A 16,870-nucleotide genomic window follows, 5' to 3' on the forward strand; every position below is an offset into this window, starting at 1 on the left:
CCATGCGTCAAGAACCCCGAGGCTAAGTAGGGTTAGAAACGGACCGCTGTCCACTTTGAGAATTCGACTGGATGGCAAAACCTCGAGAGAGACTCAGAATTTCGCAAGGTCACTTGTAGCAGCAACCAGGCAATGCGGTTCTGAGCGCGAAATCCAAGTCGGATCTCTATGAACTACGCAAGGCGCTCGAGGTCATGTGCAACAACTTGACGTTCTAAAAACTCGCCGAAAAGCATCGTTCTCTGCCGGGCAGCACCTTCGAACAAGAAATAGATCATGGGTGCAACCGTGAGCCCAATTGGTATCAATTCGATGCCTGGCATCTGCGCCAGCTTGGAAAGATACACCATGCCAATCTGCAATAGGCAGACAATGGCAAAGGTCGGCCAAAGCCCCCTTGTTGTTAAGCGAGTAGGGCCAACCACCGGCCAATCCTCAATCTTTGGGATACCTGCCAGAACAGTCTGCCGTCGATTTTCTGACGTGAGCATAGGAGCAAGTGCCTCTCGAATATCCCTCCCTGGTTGCCACAAAAAGAGCTGAATCCCGTCCCTAGACGTTATGCACGCCACGGGTTGAACTCTGTTTTCGATCATGACCGAGCCAAATTCGATCCCAGTCCCAATGTGCTCTATCAACAAACGGTGCTTTGCATCGATCCGAAAGCAGTCTGTACCAGACTGCTTTAAACATCCGTAACCAACCCAGCCCTTCTGTTGCCCCAATAGCATGGTGTTCTGCATACCGAAAGAGTAGAAGAGAGGCACACCTTCGTCACAGGACTGCACGACATCCCAGGTATGGCGTTCGCCCCGATGTAAAGCGTAGAGCAGAGCGCCAAAAGTACAGATTACAAGGGGGAGTCCTATTGCGCCTCTGGAATCGCCCTTTGGAATCTGTTGAATGATGAAACCAGAAATCAACGATAGGATGATAAATGCCACCATCCCATATGCCAGATACCTCAGGGAACCCGGTGCAGTAAACATAACTAGCGCGGCCCGCTCTTCTCTTGTCTTCCAGCTGACACGAGCACTGCAAAATTTCATTTCAAATTCGGCGCAAGAATCTTCGTCCAGATTGCATAGCCTTTGGCGTTCATATGGAGCATATCGCCGAGGAATAGGGACTCGTCGGGGCGGCCGTCGGCGTTGAGCATTGCATCCCAACAAGAGACGAAACCTGTTCGAGGCTGAGTTGCCAGAAAGTCTTTGATCAGGTGGTTGCCATAGGTGTATTTGGCCCTTAGGTGCCAACGCGCTGGACTAGGCTTCATTGCGCAGTAGAGGATATCGGTTCCGGGAAGCTCCTTACGAGTAAGGTCAAAGAACTTCTTAAAGTTCTCGAAGACTGCGTACGCCGGAGTGGTTCCGCCAGCGAGGTCATTTTCGCCGCAGTAAATCACGATTTGTTTGGGTTTGTAGGCGGTGAAGACCTTGTAGTCGCGGATCAAATTTCCGAGTCCAGAGCCACCGTAGGCGCGATTAAAAACGCCTTTTCCTGGAAAAGCACTTTCCATCGTCTTCCAATTTGTGAACGTCGAAGAACCGATAAAGAGGATCCTGCCGGAGCCTGGCGGGTTCTTTTGATCGAGGGCAGCCCAACGATCGAGATCTGCTTGATAGACATAGGACTTCTGGCTTAGGAAGGTACAGATAAGCAGCGCGGTATTCATCGAACTTCACGTACGAAAACTTGAATCAATCAGCACGAGGCTGGGCAAACTTCTTTCCGAGTTCTAGTCCGGTTTTCTCGATCAGAGTGTAGCCAAGAAAACCAGCCAAGATCGATAAGCCAACCTGAATCGACACCTTAGCATATGGATTCTCACCACCTGACACGAAGTGAAGAACCAGGCCGTGGAGAAGGTAAATCGAGTAGCTCCAAACTCCTAGCTTGTTCAGCCACATTGGATACTTGAGCTCCTTGAACTTAGTCAGTAACCAGAACACGACAAATCCAGATAGAGCGCTGATAATGGCGCAGGCCTTTGTTGGCTGGATATCTTGCGGGGAGAGTCGATGATCACGATAGTTAAGAAGTGCTGAGATTGTGACCACAGCAAAGTTAGCGACCAACCAGGCGGCTAGCTCCTGTTGAGAGATGTCACCGGCTTTTGCGCGATAGAACAGGAGTCCACCCAGAATCGAAGTGAACACTGCGATGGCTCCCGCTGGGAATCTAATGTGTAGAAGGACTGGAAAAATGACACCGACGGCTAAAAACAAAGCAAGCAAGACACCGACGATCAGTCGAGTGTTACTGAGAAATCCAATTGCAAACGCGATGGATATCCCGATGTAAAGAAGCATTTCAACGCCCAAGGTCCAAGAAACGGCGCTTGTCGACGGAATTCCCACGAAGTCCTGAAGAAGCGACAAGTTGCCAATGAGATGCTTGAGATTCATAGGATTGTACTGAGTGTGCATGTTAACGCCAAGCAGTATCAAAACACTCACTAGCACCACTTGAAAGATGTAAAGCGGGCCGAGACGCCAAAACCGACCAACCCAAAATGATTTCAAGCTCTTTCGGCGCTCTAGGCTGTGAGGCACAATGTAGCCGCTCACGAAGAAGAAGAGCACAACCCCAAATCGTCCAGGACTCCACAGCGTCGAAAACAAGTCAGGAGCCCACGCAAAGGCTCCCCACACAGAGTGTTGCAAGACGACCGCTATTGAAGCTATTCCACGCGCTGCATCCAGAAAAGCCCATCTTTCAGCAGTTGCGGTAGGGGCGGTCATTGAAGAAGAGTTTACACAAAAAAAGACTCCCTTTCGGGAGCCTTCTTACATATTAACCGGGCGACAAGCCTTTCTCGCGGCACCCTGCGGTGCAACTACCTCAGCCAAGACGTAGCTTAACTGCTGTGTTCGGAATGGGAACAGGTGTTTCCTACGCTTTATGACCACCCGGAAAGTGGTAGGGATATTCGATTGTAATAACCGAAGCCCTTTGAGAGCCGCACATGAAACAAGAAGCACATCGAGTAACTTTATAAGAGCTGCGTAAGCAAGCCCTCGGACAATTAGTATCACTCACCTTAATCCATTACTGGACTCACAGCCGTGACCTATCAACCTTGTAGTCTTCAAGGGTCCTTACAAATTGAGAAATCTAATCTTGGGGTGTGCTTGGCGCTTAGATGCTTTCAGCGCTTATCACGACCAGACGTGGCTACCCAACGTATGCTCCTGGCGGAACAATTGGTACACCAGAGGTCTGTTCATCCCGGTCCTCTCGTACTAAGGACGACTCCCCTCAAATTTCTTACGTGCGCAGTGGATAGGGACCGAACTGGCTCACGCCGTTCTGAACCCAGCTCGCGTGCCGCTTTAATCCGTGAACTCCGGAACCCTTGGGACCTTGTACAGCCCCAGGATGCGACGAGCCGACATCGAGGTGCCAAACCATGCCGTCGCTGTGAGCGCTCGGGCAAGATCAGCCTGTTATCCCCGGGGTAGCTTATATCCGTTGAACCCTGACGCGCCCACGCGCAATCAGAGGGTCACTTAGCTCGACTTTCGTCCCTGCTCGACTTGTCTGTCTCACAGTCAAACCCACTATATACCTATACGCTCAACGGCTGATTTCCAACCAGCCTGAGTGGATCTTTAGGCGCCTCCGTTACTTTTTCGGAGGCGACCGCCCCAGTCAAACTACCCGCCTGACAATGTCTTCGAACCAGATAATGGTCCAAGTTAGTGAATCAGATGCAAAAGTGTGGTGTTCCATTGGTGCCGAAGCTCCCACATACGCTCTGCATTTACACCCAAGTCACAATGTCAAGGTGTAGTAAAGCTCCACGGGGTCTTTCCGTCCTACTGCGCATAACCCGCATCTTCACGGGTACTACAGTTTCATCGAGCTTCTCGTTGAGACAGTGCCATAGTCGTTACACCTTTCATGCGGGTCGGTATTTAGCCGACAAGGAATTTCGCTACCTTAGGACCGTTAGAGTTACGGCCGCCATTCACCCGGGCTTCGATTCAATGCTTCGGTTTCCCTAACATCTCCTGTTAACCTACGGGCATTGGGCAGGTGTCAGCCCCTATACTTCGGTTTTCACCTTAGCAGAGACCTGTGTTTTTGGTAAACAGTCGCCATGGCTGCTTCGCTGCGACCCCTTGCGGGGCGCCCCTTATTGCTAACTTACGGGGCTCATTTGCCTAGTTCCTTAACGAGAGTTCTCTCGAACGCCTGAGTCTCCTCGACTCATCTACCTGTGTCGGTTTACAGTACGGTCAGATATACAATTAATGCTACGGGACTTTTCTAGGCCCCACGCAATCTCAGTTCGTTTGCTCCGAAGAGCGCCCTTCCCCGGCCCCGCTCTTTTGAAAAACCCCCTTAACAGGAGTTAGAGTTTCGGCCTAGCCCGCAACAACCAACGGTGCGGGATGAGATATTGTGAAGCGTCCTCCCCTGGCTCGTATACCTGGGTCTGGAATGTCTACCAGATGTCCATCGGCTACGCCTTCTGGCCTCACCTTAGGAACCGCCTAACCTCCGTATGACGAACATAGCCGGAGAAACCTTAGATTTTCGGCGGAAAGGATTCTCACCTTTCTTATCACTACTCATGTCTGCATTCTCACTTGTGTACGCTCCACTGTTGCTTCCGCTACAGCTTCACTGCATACACAACGCTCCCCTACCGATCGTATAAATACGATCCCAAAGCTTCGGAAGATAACTTTAGCCCCCATACATTTTCCGCGCAAGATCACATTCGGCCAGTAAGCTATTACGCACTTTTTAAAGGGTGGCTGCTTCCAAGCCAACCTCCTGGCTGTTTACGCGATCTCACATCGTTTCACACTTAGTTATCGTTTAGGGCCCTTAGCTGTTGATCTGGGTTGTTTCCCTTTTGACAATGGATCTTATCACTCACTGTCTCACTGCCTTGCTTAATTTCATGGTATTCGGAGTTTGGTTGGGTTCGGTAATCGGGTAAGACCCCTAGCCCATTCAGTGCTCTACCCCCATGAAACATACAAGACGCTGCACCTCAATGCATTTCGGGGAGAACCAGCTATCTCTGCGTTCGATTGGCATTTCACCGGACTTACCACAGCTCATCCCGAGATTTTTCAACATCAATGAGTTCGGTCCTCCATGGTGTGTTACCACCACTTCAACCTGGCCATGGCAAGATCACGCAGTTTCGGGTCTAATAATGCTGACTAGACGCCCTATTCGGACTCGGTTTCCCTTCGCCTCCGTGTCTGAAACACTTAGGCTTGCCAACACTATTAACTCGCAGACTCATTCTGCAAAAGGTACGCCGTCGCACCTGAATGGATTACTCCATACATTGTGCTTCGACTGTTTGTGGACACGACGATTTCAGGTTCTATTTCACTCCCCTACCCGGGGTTCTTTTCACCTTTCCCTCACGGTACTGGATGCACTATCGGTGACAAGATATATTTAGCCTTACCGAGTGGTCTCGGCAGGTTCACACGGGGTTCCTCGTGCTCCGTGCTACTCAGGTGCCACCTTCAAATTGTTTACGTGTTTTTATATACGGGGCTATCACCCTCTATGGCCGGACTTTCCAATCCTGTTCTATTAACTGTAAATTTTGTTTTTCCAACTTCTCCTAATCAAAGTCACCTTTCGATGATCTTGATTAGAAGGGGTTGGTGGTGGTCCTACAACCCCAACAGGCAAGCCTGTTGGTTTGGGCTTTTCCGCTTTCGCTCGCCGCTACTTACAGAATCTCTTCGATTTCTTTTCCACTGGTTACTTAGATGTTTCAGTTCACCAGGTTCCCTCTACATATCCTATTTTTTCAGATATGAGTGACCAAACATTACTCTGGCCGGATTTCTCCATTCGGAAATTCTTGGATCAAAGCTTTTGTGCAGCTCCCCAAGACGTTTCGTCGCTTACACGTCCTTCATCGGTATCTTGTCCCTAGGCATTCATCGTCGGCCCTCTTTAGCTTGCTTTACGCAGCGCTTATAGAGTTGCTCGATGCGCTTCTTGTTTCGCTATGCGGCTTTCAAAGAACTTCTTCTTCGAGTGAGAATTGTGCTAAGATTTCTCTTCAGCGCCCTTCTCTCTCTGTTTCGCTTTTCGTTTTTTCAACTCAGCGACAAACAGAAATGATACCAGCGGCCACCTCGATTGTCAACACCTGATTAACATTTCTTTGAAAAAAGATGCTTCTTGGCTCGCTGACGCGTCTTGTATCTTTTGGCTGTCAACCATTCTCTCAGTAGGGAGCAGGTTCAAAACACCGTATTTTGCAGTCAGCTTTCATTGGTTCTGCGTCTGAAGCGGGATAGAGTGCCGCTCACACCTATATTGAGGTAACGCATGGAGACTCCTTGTGCACACTCGGGCAAGTCCGCTCCGGATGCTCTCTTCAACGTCACTTCCATACGGGGATTCAGCCCGAACCACGGCACGGTACACTGCACTCAATGCGCGTTGCCGATTGGGCTCGACTCATCGCAGCTTCGGAATCCTTTCAGGAACCGTTCGATCTTCTCTCCGAATCCGTTGTGTGGAACAGCGTGCCGTCGGAAGCTCGAGCGGTGTTTGTTGGCGCATCCTATCTCCGAAATCCCCGCAAGATGCTTGTCGTAACGGCATCTTACGACCGTGCCCTCGCCTGGCAAGCCAAACTTGAGCTCAGCGGAGTACCGCATTCTGATATCCATCAACTGCCTAGCGGTAACTCGGCACTCTTTGAGGATGCAACTCCAGAGCAAATCGCCCTCTCTGATCGACTCGGAGCGCTAAGATCTCTTGCCGAAGCCGGACCAAAGATCGTCATCGCCTCTCCACAAGCCGCGCTAGAGCGAACGATTCCCTCGGATCTGCTTCTCGATTCCTTCATCACCATCCGTTCTGGCGAGACTCTGGACCCGGATGACGTCGTTGACACTCTGAAAAAACTCGGCTACGAACTCCAAGAGCCCGTCCGTCTCCCCGGAGGCTATAGCAAGCGCGGCGGAATCATTGACGTTTGGCCCAGCGGCTATGAACAGCCAATTCGAATCGAATGGTTCGACACCGAAGTTGAATCCGTCCGCTCGTTCGACGCTGGTTCCCAACGCTCGACCGGCATCGTCCCCGCGCTTCAACTCGCACCGTCTCGCGAAGTTCTGTTTTGTGGCGACGAAAACGAGATTCGAGACTCGATTCTCTATCAGTTAGAGCGAGAAGTGGGTGGCATCGAGGACGAAGAAGCGGCCGCCAGATTAGAAGAGCTTGTTTCGGCCGACGCCGAACATTTCGCCGCAAGACAGTTCTTTGACCGAATGGAGCTTTATCGCCCTCTTCTCTTCCCAGATTCTGGTTGCGCGATCGACCTTCTCATCGAAGACGGCGACACCCTAATCCTCGACGAGCCGCTAGAGCTCGAAGCAATCGGAAACCGTGCGGAAGAAGAACTCGGCCAAGCCCTCGCCGCCCGAGCCGCGCGTGGTGAAATCCTCCACGCCACCGCAAACGATTTTTTCCTCCCGGTGGAGCACCTGGACTCCTGCGCCTGCAAGTGGGTCTTGACGGCGATGAACGACAAGCCGAACTGGCTTGAAGCAAAGTCCGAGTATGACCTAGGCGGAGCCTCGCTCGAACCGTACCGTGGGCGAGCAGACGCACTGGCTCAAACAATGAAAACCTGGCGAGAGCAAAACTTGACCGTCGTTTTCACCACGGACCAGCCTAATCGGGCGAAATCAGTTCTCAGCCAGATCGACCTGTACCCCCAAGAATCCGCGCCGGAAGCAACGGCAGAAAAGCCGTGGGGTGAACCCAGCGGTCACCTTGTCAACGGAAACCTCGGCGGAGGATTCATTCTCCCAAACCACAACCTCGTCATCATCTCCGATGCCGAGCTTTTCGGGGTCGCCCGTCTCAAACTCCCGCAGCGCAGATTCCAAGAAGGCGCTCCGGTGACGACGGTTCTTGACCTAAAACCTGGCGACTACATCGTTCACATCAACTTCGGAATTGGCGTGTTCCGTGGACTCACTCGTCGCGAAGTCGAAGGGGTCGAAAAGGAGTTCCTTTTCATTGAGTACGCGGCGCCCGACAAACTGTTTGTCCCGGCGGATCAACTCGACAGAATTCAGAAATACCTCAATCCGGGGGATGACAATCCCAAACTCAACCGGTTAACAGGGGGTGAATGGCAGCGGACCCTGGGAAAAGCGAAGGAGGAGGCTCGGGCGTTCGCCCGGGACCTCGTGAAACTGTACGCAGTTCGGAAAGACGTCCAACGTACACCCTACGGGGCGGACACTCCATTCCAGACGGAAATGGAACAGACCTTCCCGTGGGTGGAGACTCCGAGTCAGCTGAGGGCGATTCGGGAAGCGAAGAATGACATGATGCAGCCGTATCCGATGGATCGGCTGGTATGCGGCGATGTCGGGTTTGGAAAGACCGAGGTTGCAATCCGAATCGCGTTTAAGGCGATTCAGTCCGGGCGTCAGGTTGCGATACTTTGCCCGACAACGATTCTTTCTGAGCAGCATCACCGCAACTTCGTTGACCGACTAGGTTCCTTCGGCACCCGGATCGGGTTGATCAACCGCTATACCCACACTAGCGAGAGGCGCGAGATCATTGAAGGGCTAAAGAACGGCTCGATCGAGATGGTCATCGGCACCCACGCATTGCTGGGCAAAGAGATTCAGTTTAAAAACCTAGGGATGGTAGTCATTGACGAAGAGCAGAAGTTTGGCGTCAAGCAGAAAGAGATGCTCAAGGAGCTTCGAACCGAAGTCGATGTTTTGACACTTTCCGCTACCCCGATTCCCAGAACGCTCAGCATGGCGCTGATGGACATTCGGCAGATGTCCACCATCAACGATCCACCTCCGGGGCGTCTTCCGGTGCGAACCTTTGTGCGACAGTACTCGAGCGAAGTCGTGCGTGAGGCGATTCTGCGCGAACTTGCTCGCGGTGGTCAGGTGTTCTATGTTTACAACCGAGTCGACTCCATCGAACACGTGGCCGAGAAGCTCCGGAAGCTCGTCCCCACCGCCCGAATCGGCGTCGGCCACGGCCAGATGAACGAGAAGGAGCTCGAACCGATCATGGTTGGGTTCATCAAGGGCGAGATTGATATTCTCCTTTCCACCACCATCGTTGAAAGTGGAATCGACATCGCGAACGCAAACACTCTCATCATCGAGAACGCCGATCGACTGGGCTTGGCTCAGCTCTATCAGCTTCGCGGTCGAGTCGGTCGCTCCGACCGACAAGCCTATTCCCTCTTCTTGTACAACCGAAACTTGGACGCCAGCTTTATCGCGGCCAGACAAAAGCAGGAAGAAGCTTCTGGCGAGACTCGGAAGAAGAAAACCATGTCCGAGGGTGCCCTCGCGCGGCTGCAAGCTCTCCAAGAGTTCTCGTCGCTGGGCTCAGGCTACTCGCTTGCGTTCCGCGACCTTCAGATTCGTGGCGCGGGTGAGCTGATCGGAGCGAAGCAGAGCGGAACGATGCTTCAGATCGGTTACGAGCTTTACACTCAGCTCATCAACGAGGCGGTTGCGTCGCTCAAAACTAGCGTTGACGGTCAGCCGATCACCTCCGATACCGCCCGTGACCCGCTTGAGGCCCTCACTCCGCTGCCCACATTTGAGATTCCAGTCGTTGCGATGCTGCCGGAGAGCTACATCAACGAGCAAGCTCAACGGCTCTTCTACTACCAGCAGATGATGTCCTCCAGGGACCAAGCCAGGCTCGGCGAAGTGCAAAGCGAGATTGAAGACCGCTACGGCAAACCGCCGTCTCCGGTTTCGAACGCATTTGCCGTGATGTCGCTGCGAATCCGTGGGAAGAAGCTGGGCATCGAGAAGGTCGACGCGCGCCAGGGGCGGGTTGCACTAACGTTTAAGAACCTCGAAGACGTTCCGCCAAGGTTGTTCGTTTTGTTACCAAAGACCTTGCAAGGCTCGCACAATACACGCGACGCCTTCCTCTTTCCGTTCACCGGTGATCCGATTTTGGCAGTTGAGGCTCTGTTGAATGCCGTTGAGAAGTGCCTTCAGCAGATCGAGGAGTCGAGGATGGCACTCAACGTATGAAACGAGCCTTTACGTTGATCGAACTCCTCGTAGTCATCGCGATCATCGCCATACTTGCCGCAATCCTCTTCCCTGTCTTCAGCCAAGCCAAAGCTGCTGCGAAACGTGCCGCCTGTCTGAGCAACATGCGACAGATTGGTATCGGTTTCAATCTCTACCTGAACGACGCCGACGATCGATTCCCGGATCGCCGCGACATCAAAGCCATCGGGTACCGCCCCTGGTCGTCCTGGCCACCTAGCGACCCGAGGGCCGGATGGGTGATGCCTCTTCTCGATCCCTATCTCAAAAACCGGGACATTTGGACCTGTCCGATGCTTCAACAGGAGCAAGCCATCCAAATCCGCCAGCAGGAGTCGACATATTGGATGTGGCGATTCGACCGAACGACCGACCCCGTGGATCTCGATAATTTCTGGGGCAAGACCCCGGATCAAGCGGCAGAAGACGCTAAGAACGCCAACAACCCGACGATTGGCGCCCCGCAAGGCGTCTCCGAGGTTGAACTGCTGGTGGACCCCTACTTCCCCAAGACCATTTCCACCGTCGCCATCGCTCTGCGAGGCAAAACGCCCCATGCGGGCGGACGCAATCGCCTTTTCCTCGATCTCCACGCCAAGTGGATTCGAGACATCAGAACAAATCCATGAATCGACTCTTTCTAGCCCTCGAACCCTCGTCCCTTGTCCGTCGCGCCATTGCCGACTGGCAACCCAAGCCGCACGAGAAGCTTGACCGACAAGGAATGCGCTGGGCGAAGTCTGATAAGTACCATGTCACCTTGCTCTTCCTCGGCGATCTCCCAGTGGAGCAAGTCAAAGAAGAAGCCGAAGAGCTGGTCGGTAAAGCAACGGCTCCGCGACTCCACATCGGCCGCCTCACTGGACTCCCCGACAACAAACGCCCCGGCGTCCTCGCCCTCGAAGTTTCCGATTCAACCGGATCCCTCGCCCCCCTCCAAACCAGCCTGCAAATAGCTCTGCTAGGCACCGAAGACGAGTACACACCCCATCTCATCCTCAGCCGGATGAAGCCCGCGAGCACAAAGCTCGGCCATAAGCTCCGTGACTACATTCACAGCGGGGAGCACCCGGAGGACTTAGAATGGACCCCCGAAGCCGCCACCCTGTTCAACTCACTACCGGACGGAAGTTACGAGCTGATCGCTCGATTCGAGTTCAAAAGGGTGTAAGATTCGTCACATGCCGTTCTCTCGACGAGACCTTCTCGCCAAACTCTCCGCCGCCGGGGCAGGAACCCTGCTCGGGGGACTTTTTGCTTCTCGCTCCAATGCCCAGCATGTTGGCTATGACGATACTCCGATGTTGCCTGGCGGGCACTGGCGGGTCCACGATAGCAAGCGACCTCAGCCAAAGGTTGTTACCCCTGGAGCAGCTTACGGTCAGCCTCCTTCAGACGCCAAAGTGCTTTTCAGCGGCGGGAATATGAATGAGTGGAAGGGCGGTCCTTGGACCGTTACCAACGAGTACTTTGAAGTCAAGCGGGGCACCGGATCGGTTCAGACTCTTGGCGAGTTTGGAGATTGTCAACTGCACGTCGAGTTCTGCGAACCAGCAGAACCGAAAGGCGATAGCCAGGGCCGAGGAAACTCGGGAATCTTCCTCATGGGTCGCTACGAAGTCCAGGTGTTGGATGCCTACAATAACCCAACTTACGCGGACGGGATGACCGGCTGCGTGTATGGTCAAACGGCTCCCCTCGTTAACGCTTGCCGAAAACCAGGCGAATGGCAGACCTATGACATCATCTTCGTCGCTCCAAGGTTCAAGGACGGCAAATTGGATACCCCGGCATACGTCACAGTGTTCCTCAATGGAATCTTGGTTCAGCACTCAACTCCTCTCATCGGCGAAACGCTACACCGACAAGTCGGCTTTTACACTCCGCACGGACCGAAGGGGCCGATTACGTTGCAGGATCACGGCGACCCGGTCCGCTACCGAAACATCTGGATTCGCGAAGTAGGACCTCATGACGAGCTACGACACCGGCAGACCTGGGAAATCGGTTAGCCCAGCGCTTCCAGCCAACTCGCGAGGCCGCTCTGGGCGGCCTCAATCTTTTTGGCTCGCTTAATTCCTTTGTCCCTTGTCGGCTCCTCTGGATCGGGAAGGATTCCCCAGTTGATGTTCATCGGTGCGAATTCTCGCTCCGTGTCATCTTGAAGGTGCGCGAGAAGCGCACCGTAGGCGGTAACTCGAGGCGGTGCCACGTAATCGAGACCCGACAGACGACGCGCGATGTTGAGTCCAACAAGGATCCCCATTGCAGCCGACTCGACGTACCCTTCAACGCCGGTGAGCTGCCCTGCTACATAGACGTTCGGAGCTGATCGAAGCTGGAGTTGCTCATCCAGCGCCGTCGGCGCCTCGAGATAAGTATTTCGGTGGATGACTCCGTAGCGTATGAACTCGGCATTCTGAAGACCCGGCACCATCTGGAACACCCGTTTCTGCTCGCCGAACCGTAAACGGTTCTGGCAAGCGACCAGCGAATAAAGCGTCTTCTCCCGGTTTTCCGGGCGGAGTTGAAGGGCAGCATAGGGGCGGCGATCGGTGCGCGGATCGGTCAGTCCAATCGGTTTGAAATTGCCAAAGGCAAGAGACCGTTCGCCTTTTTCCGCAATCGCCTCAATCGGGGTGCAGCCTGCGAAGTACTTGATCTTTTCCAAAAACTTCTGCTCTGGGAGGACATCGTCACCTTGGCCAGATTCGCCGCGGACCCCGCCCGCTTCAAAAGCATGAAACGGAGCCCTCTCCGCACTCACCAGAGCTTCGACAAAAGCGTAGTACTCCTCTTTGTTGAAGGGGCAGTTGAGATAGTCGTTTCCTTCACCTTTGTCATAGCGAGACTGGGCAAAAACGACCGACATGTCCAGCGACGATGCCTCGACGGTTGGAGAAACCGCGTCGTAAAAGTAAAGGTGCTTCCGCCCCGTTTTGGCGGCGAGCCACTCCGACAGCTCAGGTGAAGTGAGCGGTCCGGTTGCCAGAACCAGCGGGCCATCGCAAGCCTCGGCCATCGCAGGAGTGAACTCGTCACGAACGACTTCGATCATCGAGTGTTCCTCCATCGCCAGCGTCACCGCTTTACCAAAGTTGTCTCGATCAACGCAAAGCGCCTCGCCGCCCGGAACCGAGTGCTCCTCAGCAAGTCGCAAGACTAGCGACCCAAGCGCATTCATTTCAACCTTGAGTTGCCCGGCTGGCGATGTAGGAGACTTTGACTTTAGAGAGTTCGAGCAAACCAGCTCGGCAAAGAAGTCAGTCGTGTGCGCCGGAGTGCGCTTCACTGGTCGCATCTCGTAAAGCCGAACCGAAATTCCGCGAGAAGCCAACGCCCAAGCCGCTTCGACACCGGCGAACCCAGCGCCAACAACGGTAACCATCAACCCAAAACTCCATGCGCTGACTTCTCGCCGATCTGGCTCAGATGAGAAACATCGTCGTATCGTATCAACCGGAACCGTCCATCCGCCATCCGTTCAAACTCGGTCACTCCGCCATTTGAGAATTTAAAGGATGCCGCCATTTCGACCGTTCCGCCCAACAACCTGGCACATAGCAACGAGGACGTTCCGCCGTGTGAAACCACTGCCGTATCAAAAAGCGTCTCGCTGAGCCTTTGATGAATTGATTCCAGGCGGTTCCAAACATCTCGTTTAGATTCTCCCCTGGGCGGAGTCACGTCGGGGTGATCGCCAGCCGCGATAAATCTACGCCGAACCTCAAGATAGTCATCTCCCTCCCACTCGCCGAAGCCTTGCTCTCGCAAGAGTGGATCGGTCTTTACCGAGCCTCCGATTGCCAGGGCGGTCTGGTGAGCGCGTTTAAGGTCCGACGCCAAAACCAGTCCAACCGAAGCATTGGCAAAGAACCGCCCGACGCCATCGGCCTGGGCTATACCTACTTTATATAAAGGAATATCCGTATGCCCCTGAGCGCGTTTGTCGACGTTCCAAGCAGTCTGTCCGTGACGAACCAGGAAAACGCGAATTGAAGGTAACACGGAGACCAGTTTACTTTGCGCTCGCAAACTCCCAGCCCACTGCTGTAGGCTGAGAGCCGAATGCTGACGGGTACCTCAGCCCTTCTTCAGCTTCGAAGCGTACTTCTGTCGGAACTTCGTCACCTTCGGCGAAACCACGTAGGCACAGTAACCAGCGTTCATCTTTGACTTCTCTGCTTCAGAAGCCTTCTCATATTTGGCGAAATAGTTCTGGTGATACTCTTCGGCACGCTGGTAGTTCGTTAGCGGTTCAATCGTCGTTACGATCTTATTGGAGTAGAGCTTCTCAGCCGTGATCTCCTTGATCACGTTCTCGGCGAGCTTCTTTTCTTCACTCGAGGAATAGAAAATCACCGAGCGGTACTGGGTGCCTGAGTCCGGGCCTTGGCGGTTCAGTGTGGTCGGGTCGTGCGAGACGAAGAACATTTTCAGGATGTCCGCCGAGGAGATTTCATCGGAGTGGTAGAAGACCTTGACGACTTCCGCGGCGCCAGTTCGACCGGTACAGACCTCTTCATAGGTCACTGGGAAAACGTGCCCGCCGGCGTAGCCGCTTTCGACCTTCTCAACGCCCTTCAGGTCTTCCAGCACTGCTTCAACGCACCAGAAGCAACCACCGCCAATCACTAATTCTTTCAAATCCATTCGTTTCTTTACTCCGTTTTGCCCAAAACTGGCTCCAGCTACCGCGAGGGTGAGTGCCAGACCAATTGCCTTCACAATTCGACGACCCATGATACTGTTCATACGATGGGAATAGGCGCGAAAGTTCGATAAAGTTCCCTCGTTGCAGCGGCTAAACTACAGGCATCATGCAAAACTATCAGCCCGCCATTGACGCAGCCTGGGAGGAGAGAGACTCTATTTCAACTTCTAGTTATCCAGACGGGTTGAAGGACGCCATCGGAAGTGTTCTACACCTGCTCGATTCGGGCCGCCTCCGGGTTTGCGAAAGGATCGACGGAAAGTGGACGACCCACCAGTGGATCAAGAAGGCAGTCTTGCTTTCGTTCAAGCTCTCCAACAACCATGTGTCGGCGGCGGGACCGATGCACTTTTACGACAAGGTGCCGCTGAAGTTTGAGAACTACACTCCGGCTGAGTTTGCAACTCACGGCTTCCGAGTCGTGCCGCCTGCGACAGTTCGGAAAGGAGCGTTTATTGGCAAAAATGCCGTTCTGATGCCTTCCTATGTGAACGTTGGTGCTTACATCGATGAAGGGACGATGGTCGACACTTGGGCAACCGTCGGCTCGTGTGCTCAGATCGGTAAGAATGTCCACCTTAGTGGCGGAGTTGGGATCGGCGGCGTTCTGGAACCGATTCAGGCAAACCCCGTCATCATTGAAGACAACTGCTTCATCGGCGCTAGATCCGAGGTTGTTGAGGGTGTGATCGTCGAAGAAAACTCCGTTCTCTCGATGGGCGTTTTCCTCGGCATGAGCACAAAGATTCTCAACCGCGCGACCGGCGAGATCACCTACGGTCGGATTCCCGCAGGTTCGGTTGTCGTGCCAGGTTCGCTACCTGCAAAGGATGGCTCCCACTCGCTGTACTGCGCGGTAATCGTAAAAACCGTTGACGCCCAAACTCGGGCAAAAACTGCCCTCAACGAACTTCTGCGCGACTAATGGACGTCGTTCAGCTTGCCTGCGATCTGATTCGGTGCCCTTCGGTCACGCCGAATCAGGCCGGGTGTTTGGATATCATCGCTTCGCTTCTTCAATCCGCAGGCTTCTCCTGCGAGTTCATCAATGAGGGTGGTACCGAGAACCTGTTCGCAGTGAATCGAGGTGGCGAAGGACCATCCGTTTTGTTCAACGGACACTGCGATGTTGTGCCTCCGGGGCCTCTGGATGCATGGGTCAGTCCGCCGTTTGAGCCAACGATCCGGGATGGTTTTCTCTACGGTCGCGGCGCGGCGGATATGAAGGGTTCGCTTGCGGCCATGGTGTGCGCCGCGATTGCTTTTGTTCATGAAAATTCTACTTTTCCTGGACAAATCGCGCTCCTGATCACCTCTGATGAAGAGGGGGTAGCGACGTTCGGAACCGGCTTTGCTCTCCGGAAACTCCTCGATCGAGGGGAACGGTTCGATTATGCCCTCGTCGGCGAGCCGACCAGCGAGGAGGTTTTTGGGGACACAATCAAGATCGGTCGCCGAGGCTCTCTGAGTGGGCGAGTGAAGGTCTTCGGAAAGCAAGGGCATGTGGCCTATCCGCACCTGGCGTCTAACCCAATCCATAATACGCTTCCCTTCCTACACGACCTGACGAACCATCGCTGGGATTCGGATACGCCCGAGTTTGACCCGAGTAGCCTGCAAATCGCCAATATCTCCGCTGGCACTGGAGCCAACAACGTCATCCCAGGCGTGCTCGAGTTCGACTTCAACATTCGCTACCAGCCCGCCCAGTCATCGGAATCAATCATCGCCGTCTTCGACTCGCTTGCCAAAAAGCACTCCCTCAACCACGAAGTCCGCTGGACCGACGGTGCCCGGCCGTTCATCACCCAAAACGAGTTGCTGATCCGATCACTTTCCGAAGCTGTTAAACGAGTAACGGGGATAAAGCCGAAACTTGGCACCGGCGGCGGTACCTCTGACGCCCGTTTCCTCGCCGCAGCCGGGATCCCGGTGTGTGAGTTTGGCCCGATCAATAAATCGATTCACGCTGTGAACGAGTGTATTGAAGTGACTCACCTAAGGTTAGCGGAGAACGTACTACTTCTTATCCTGAGAAGACTGTTACCGGCCTAGAAACCTTTCTTGCCGACGCCCGTCG

The 16,870-nt window shown here is 53.9% G+C and carries 12 protein-coding genes and 2 rRNA genes; 6 read left to right on the top strand and 8 right to left on the bottom strand.

What is annotated here, in order from left to right; all coding sequences use genetic code 11:
* Positions 1–173 precede the first annotated feature (173 nt).
* The 5 genes from WCK51_11550 to WCK51_11570 all read right to left on the bottom strand — a co-directional run bounded on the left by WCK51_11550 (position 174) and on the right by WCK51_11570 (position 5,957).
* Positions 174–947, bottom strand: coding sequence for a hypothetical protein (locus WCK51_11550; GenBank protein ID MEI7577522.1), 774 nt, complete (start codon positions 945–947; stop codon positions 174–176).
* Between the two features lie 98 nt (positions 948–1,045).
* Positions 1,046–1,675 (bottom strand): GDSL-type esterase/lipase family protein, encoded by a 630-nt coding sequence (locus WCK51_11555; protein ID MEI7577523.1) that lies wholly within the window; start codon positions 1,673–1,675, stop codon positions 1,046–1,048.
* A 25-nt stretch (positions 1,676–1,700) separates the two neighbouring features.
* Entirely contained in the window at positions 1,701–2,744 is a 1,044-nt protein-coding gene (locus WCK51_11560; protein ID MEI7577524.1) for an acyltransferase, read from the bottom strand.
* Between the two features lie 55 nt (positions 2,745–2,799).
* Positions 2,800–2,916 (bottom strand): 5S ribosomal RNA (rrf, locus tag WCK51_11565).
* Positions 2,917–3,008: 92 nt separating this feature from the next.
* Positions 3,009–5,957: ribosomal RNA gene (locus tag WCK51_11570) — 23S ribosomal RNA — on the bottom strand.
* Between the two features lie 477 nt (positions 5,958–6,434).
* On the opposite strand from WCK51_11570, the gene WCK51_11575 reads away from it, so the two are divergent.
* Genes WCK51_11575 through WCK51_11590 form a run of 4 tightly spaced genes read left to right on the top strand, consistent with a single transcriptional unit; the run spans position 6,435 to position 12,088 of the window.
* Entirely contained in the window at positions 6,435–10,055 is a 3,621-nt protein-coding gene (locus tag WCK51_11575) for a transcription-repair coupling factor (GenBank protein MEI7577525.1), read from the top strand.
* The gene (locus WCK51_11580) at positions 10,052–10,705 is read left to right on the top strand and encodes a prepilin-type N-terminal cleavage/methylation domain-containing protein (protein MEI7577526.1); all 654 of its coding nucleotides are present in this window, start codon (positions 10,052–10,054) and stop codon (positions 10,703–10,705) included. The genes WCK51_11575 and WCK51_11580 overlap by 4 nt, the downstream gene beginning before the upstream one ends.
* A complete protein-coding gene (gene thpR / locus WCK51_11585) occupies positions 10,702–11,247 on the top strand; it encodes an RNA 2',3'-cyclic phosphodiesterase (protein MEI7577527.1) in 546 nt (181 codons plus the stop codon). The genes WCK51_11580 and thpR overlap by 4 nt, the downstream gene beginning before the upstream one ends.
* Positions 11,248–11,257: 10 nt before the next feature.
* Positions 11,258–12,088 carry a family 16 glycoside hydrolase gene (locus tag WCK51_11590; GenBank protein MEI7577528.1) on the top strand — a complete coding sequence of 277 codons (831 nt, stop codon included), beginning with the start codon at positions 11,258–11,260 and terminating at the stop codon, positions 12,086–12,088.
* On the opposite strand, the gene trmFO is transcribed toward WCK51_11590, so the two are convergent.
* The 3 genes from trmFO to msrA form a co-directional block, all read right to left on the bottom strand.
* A complete protein-coding gene (gene trmFO / locus WCK51_11595) occupies positions 12,085–13,464 on the bottom strand; it encodes a methylenetetrahydrofolate--tRNA-(uracil(54)-C(5))-methyltransferase (FADH(2)-oxidizing) TrmFO (protein ID MEI7577529.1) in 1,380 nt (459 codons plus the stop codon). The genes WCK51_11590 and trmFO overlap by 4 nt on opposite strands.
* Positions 13,464–14,084 carry a histidine phosphatase family protein gene (locus WCK51_11600; GenBank protein ID MEI7577530.1) on the bottom strand — a complete coding sequence of 207 codons (621 nt, stop codon included), beginning with the start codon at positions 14,082–14,084 and terminating at the stop codon, positions 13,464–13,466. The genes trmFO and WCK51_11600 overlap by 1 nt, the downstream gene beginning before the upstream one ends.
* A 75-nt stretch (positions 14,085–14,159) precedes the next feature.
* A complete protein-coding gene (msrA, locus tag WCK51_11605) occupies positions 14,160–14,729 on the bottom strand; it encodes a peptide-methionine (S)-S-oxide reductase MsrA (protein MEI7577531.1) in 570 nt (189 codons plus the stop codon).
* 167 nt (positions 14,730–14,896) lie between these two features.
* Here msrA and dapD point away from each other — a divergent pair, with 167 nt between their 5' ends.
* Positions 14,897–15,715: a 2,3,4,5-tetrahydropyridine-2,6-dicarboxylate N-succinyltransferase gene (gene dapD, locus WCK51_11610; protein ID MEI7577532.1), complete on the top strand. Its 819-nt coding sequence runs from the start codon at positions 14,897–14,899 to the stop codon at positions 15,713–15,715.
* On the top strand, positions 15,715–16,845 hold the full coding sequence (gene dapE, locus WCK51_11615) for a succinyl-diaminopimelate desuccinylase (protein ID MEI7577533.1): 1,131 nt from the start codon (positions 15,715–15,717) through the stop codon (positions 16,843–16,845). The genes dapD and dapE overlap by 1 nt, the downstream gene beginning before the upstream one ends.
* Positions 16,846–16,870 lie beyond the last annotated feature (25 nt).

It is taken from the genome of Armatimonadota bacterium (assembly GCA_037138755.1).
Taxonomy (GTDB): Bacteria; Armatimonadota; Fimbriimonadia; order Fimbriimonadales; family Fimbriimonadaceae; genus Fimbriimonas.

Bases quoted from the DNA above. Each gene is read 5' to 3' on its own strand.
- dapE (MEI7577533.1), top strand. From the start codon at position 15,715: ATGGACGTCGTTCAGCTTGCCTGCGATCTGATTCGGTGCCCTTCGGTC.
- msrA (MEI7577531.1), bottom strand. From the start codon at position 14,729: ATGGATTTGAAAGAATTAGTGATTGGCGGTGGTTGCTTCTGGTGCGTT.
- trmFO (MEI7577529.1), bottom strand. From the start codon at position 13,464: ATGGTTACCGTTGTTGGCGCTGGGTTCGCCGGTGTCGAAGCGGCTTGG.
- WCK51_11550 (MEI7577522.1), bottom strand. From the start codon at position 947: ATGGTGGCATTTATCATCCTATCGTTGATTTCTGGTTTCATCATTCAA.
- thpR (MEI7577527.1), top strand. From the start codon at position 10,702: ATGAATCGACTCTTTCTAGCCCTCGAACCCTCGTCCCTTGTCCGTCGC.
- WCK51_11555 (MEI7577523.1), bottom strand. From the start codon at position 1,675: ATGAATACCGCGCTGCTTATCTGTACCTTCCTAAGCCAGAAGTCCTAT.
- WCK51_11580 (MEI7577526.1), top strand. From the start codon at position 10,052: ATGAAACGAGCCTTTACGTTGATCGAACTCCTCGTAGTCATCGCGATC.
- WCK51_11560 (MEI7577524.1), bottom strand. From the start codon at position 2,744: ATGACCGCCCCTACCGCAACTGCTGAAAGATGGGCTTTTCTGGATGCA.
- WCK51_11590 (MEI7577528.1), top strand. From the start codon at position 11,258: ATGCCGTTCTCTCGACGAGACCTTCTCGCCAAACTCTCCGCCGCCGGG.
- WCK51_11575 (MEI7577525.1), top strand. From the start codon at position 6,435: ATGCGCGTTGCCGATTGGGCTCGACTCATCGCAGCTTCGGAATCCTTT.
- dapD (MEI7577532.1), top strand. From the start codon at position 14,897: ATGCAAAACTATCAGCCCGCCATTGACGCAGCCTGGGAGGAGAGAGAC.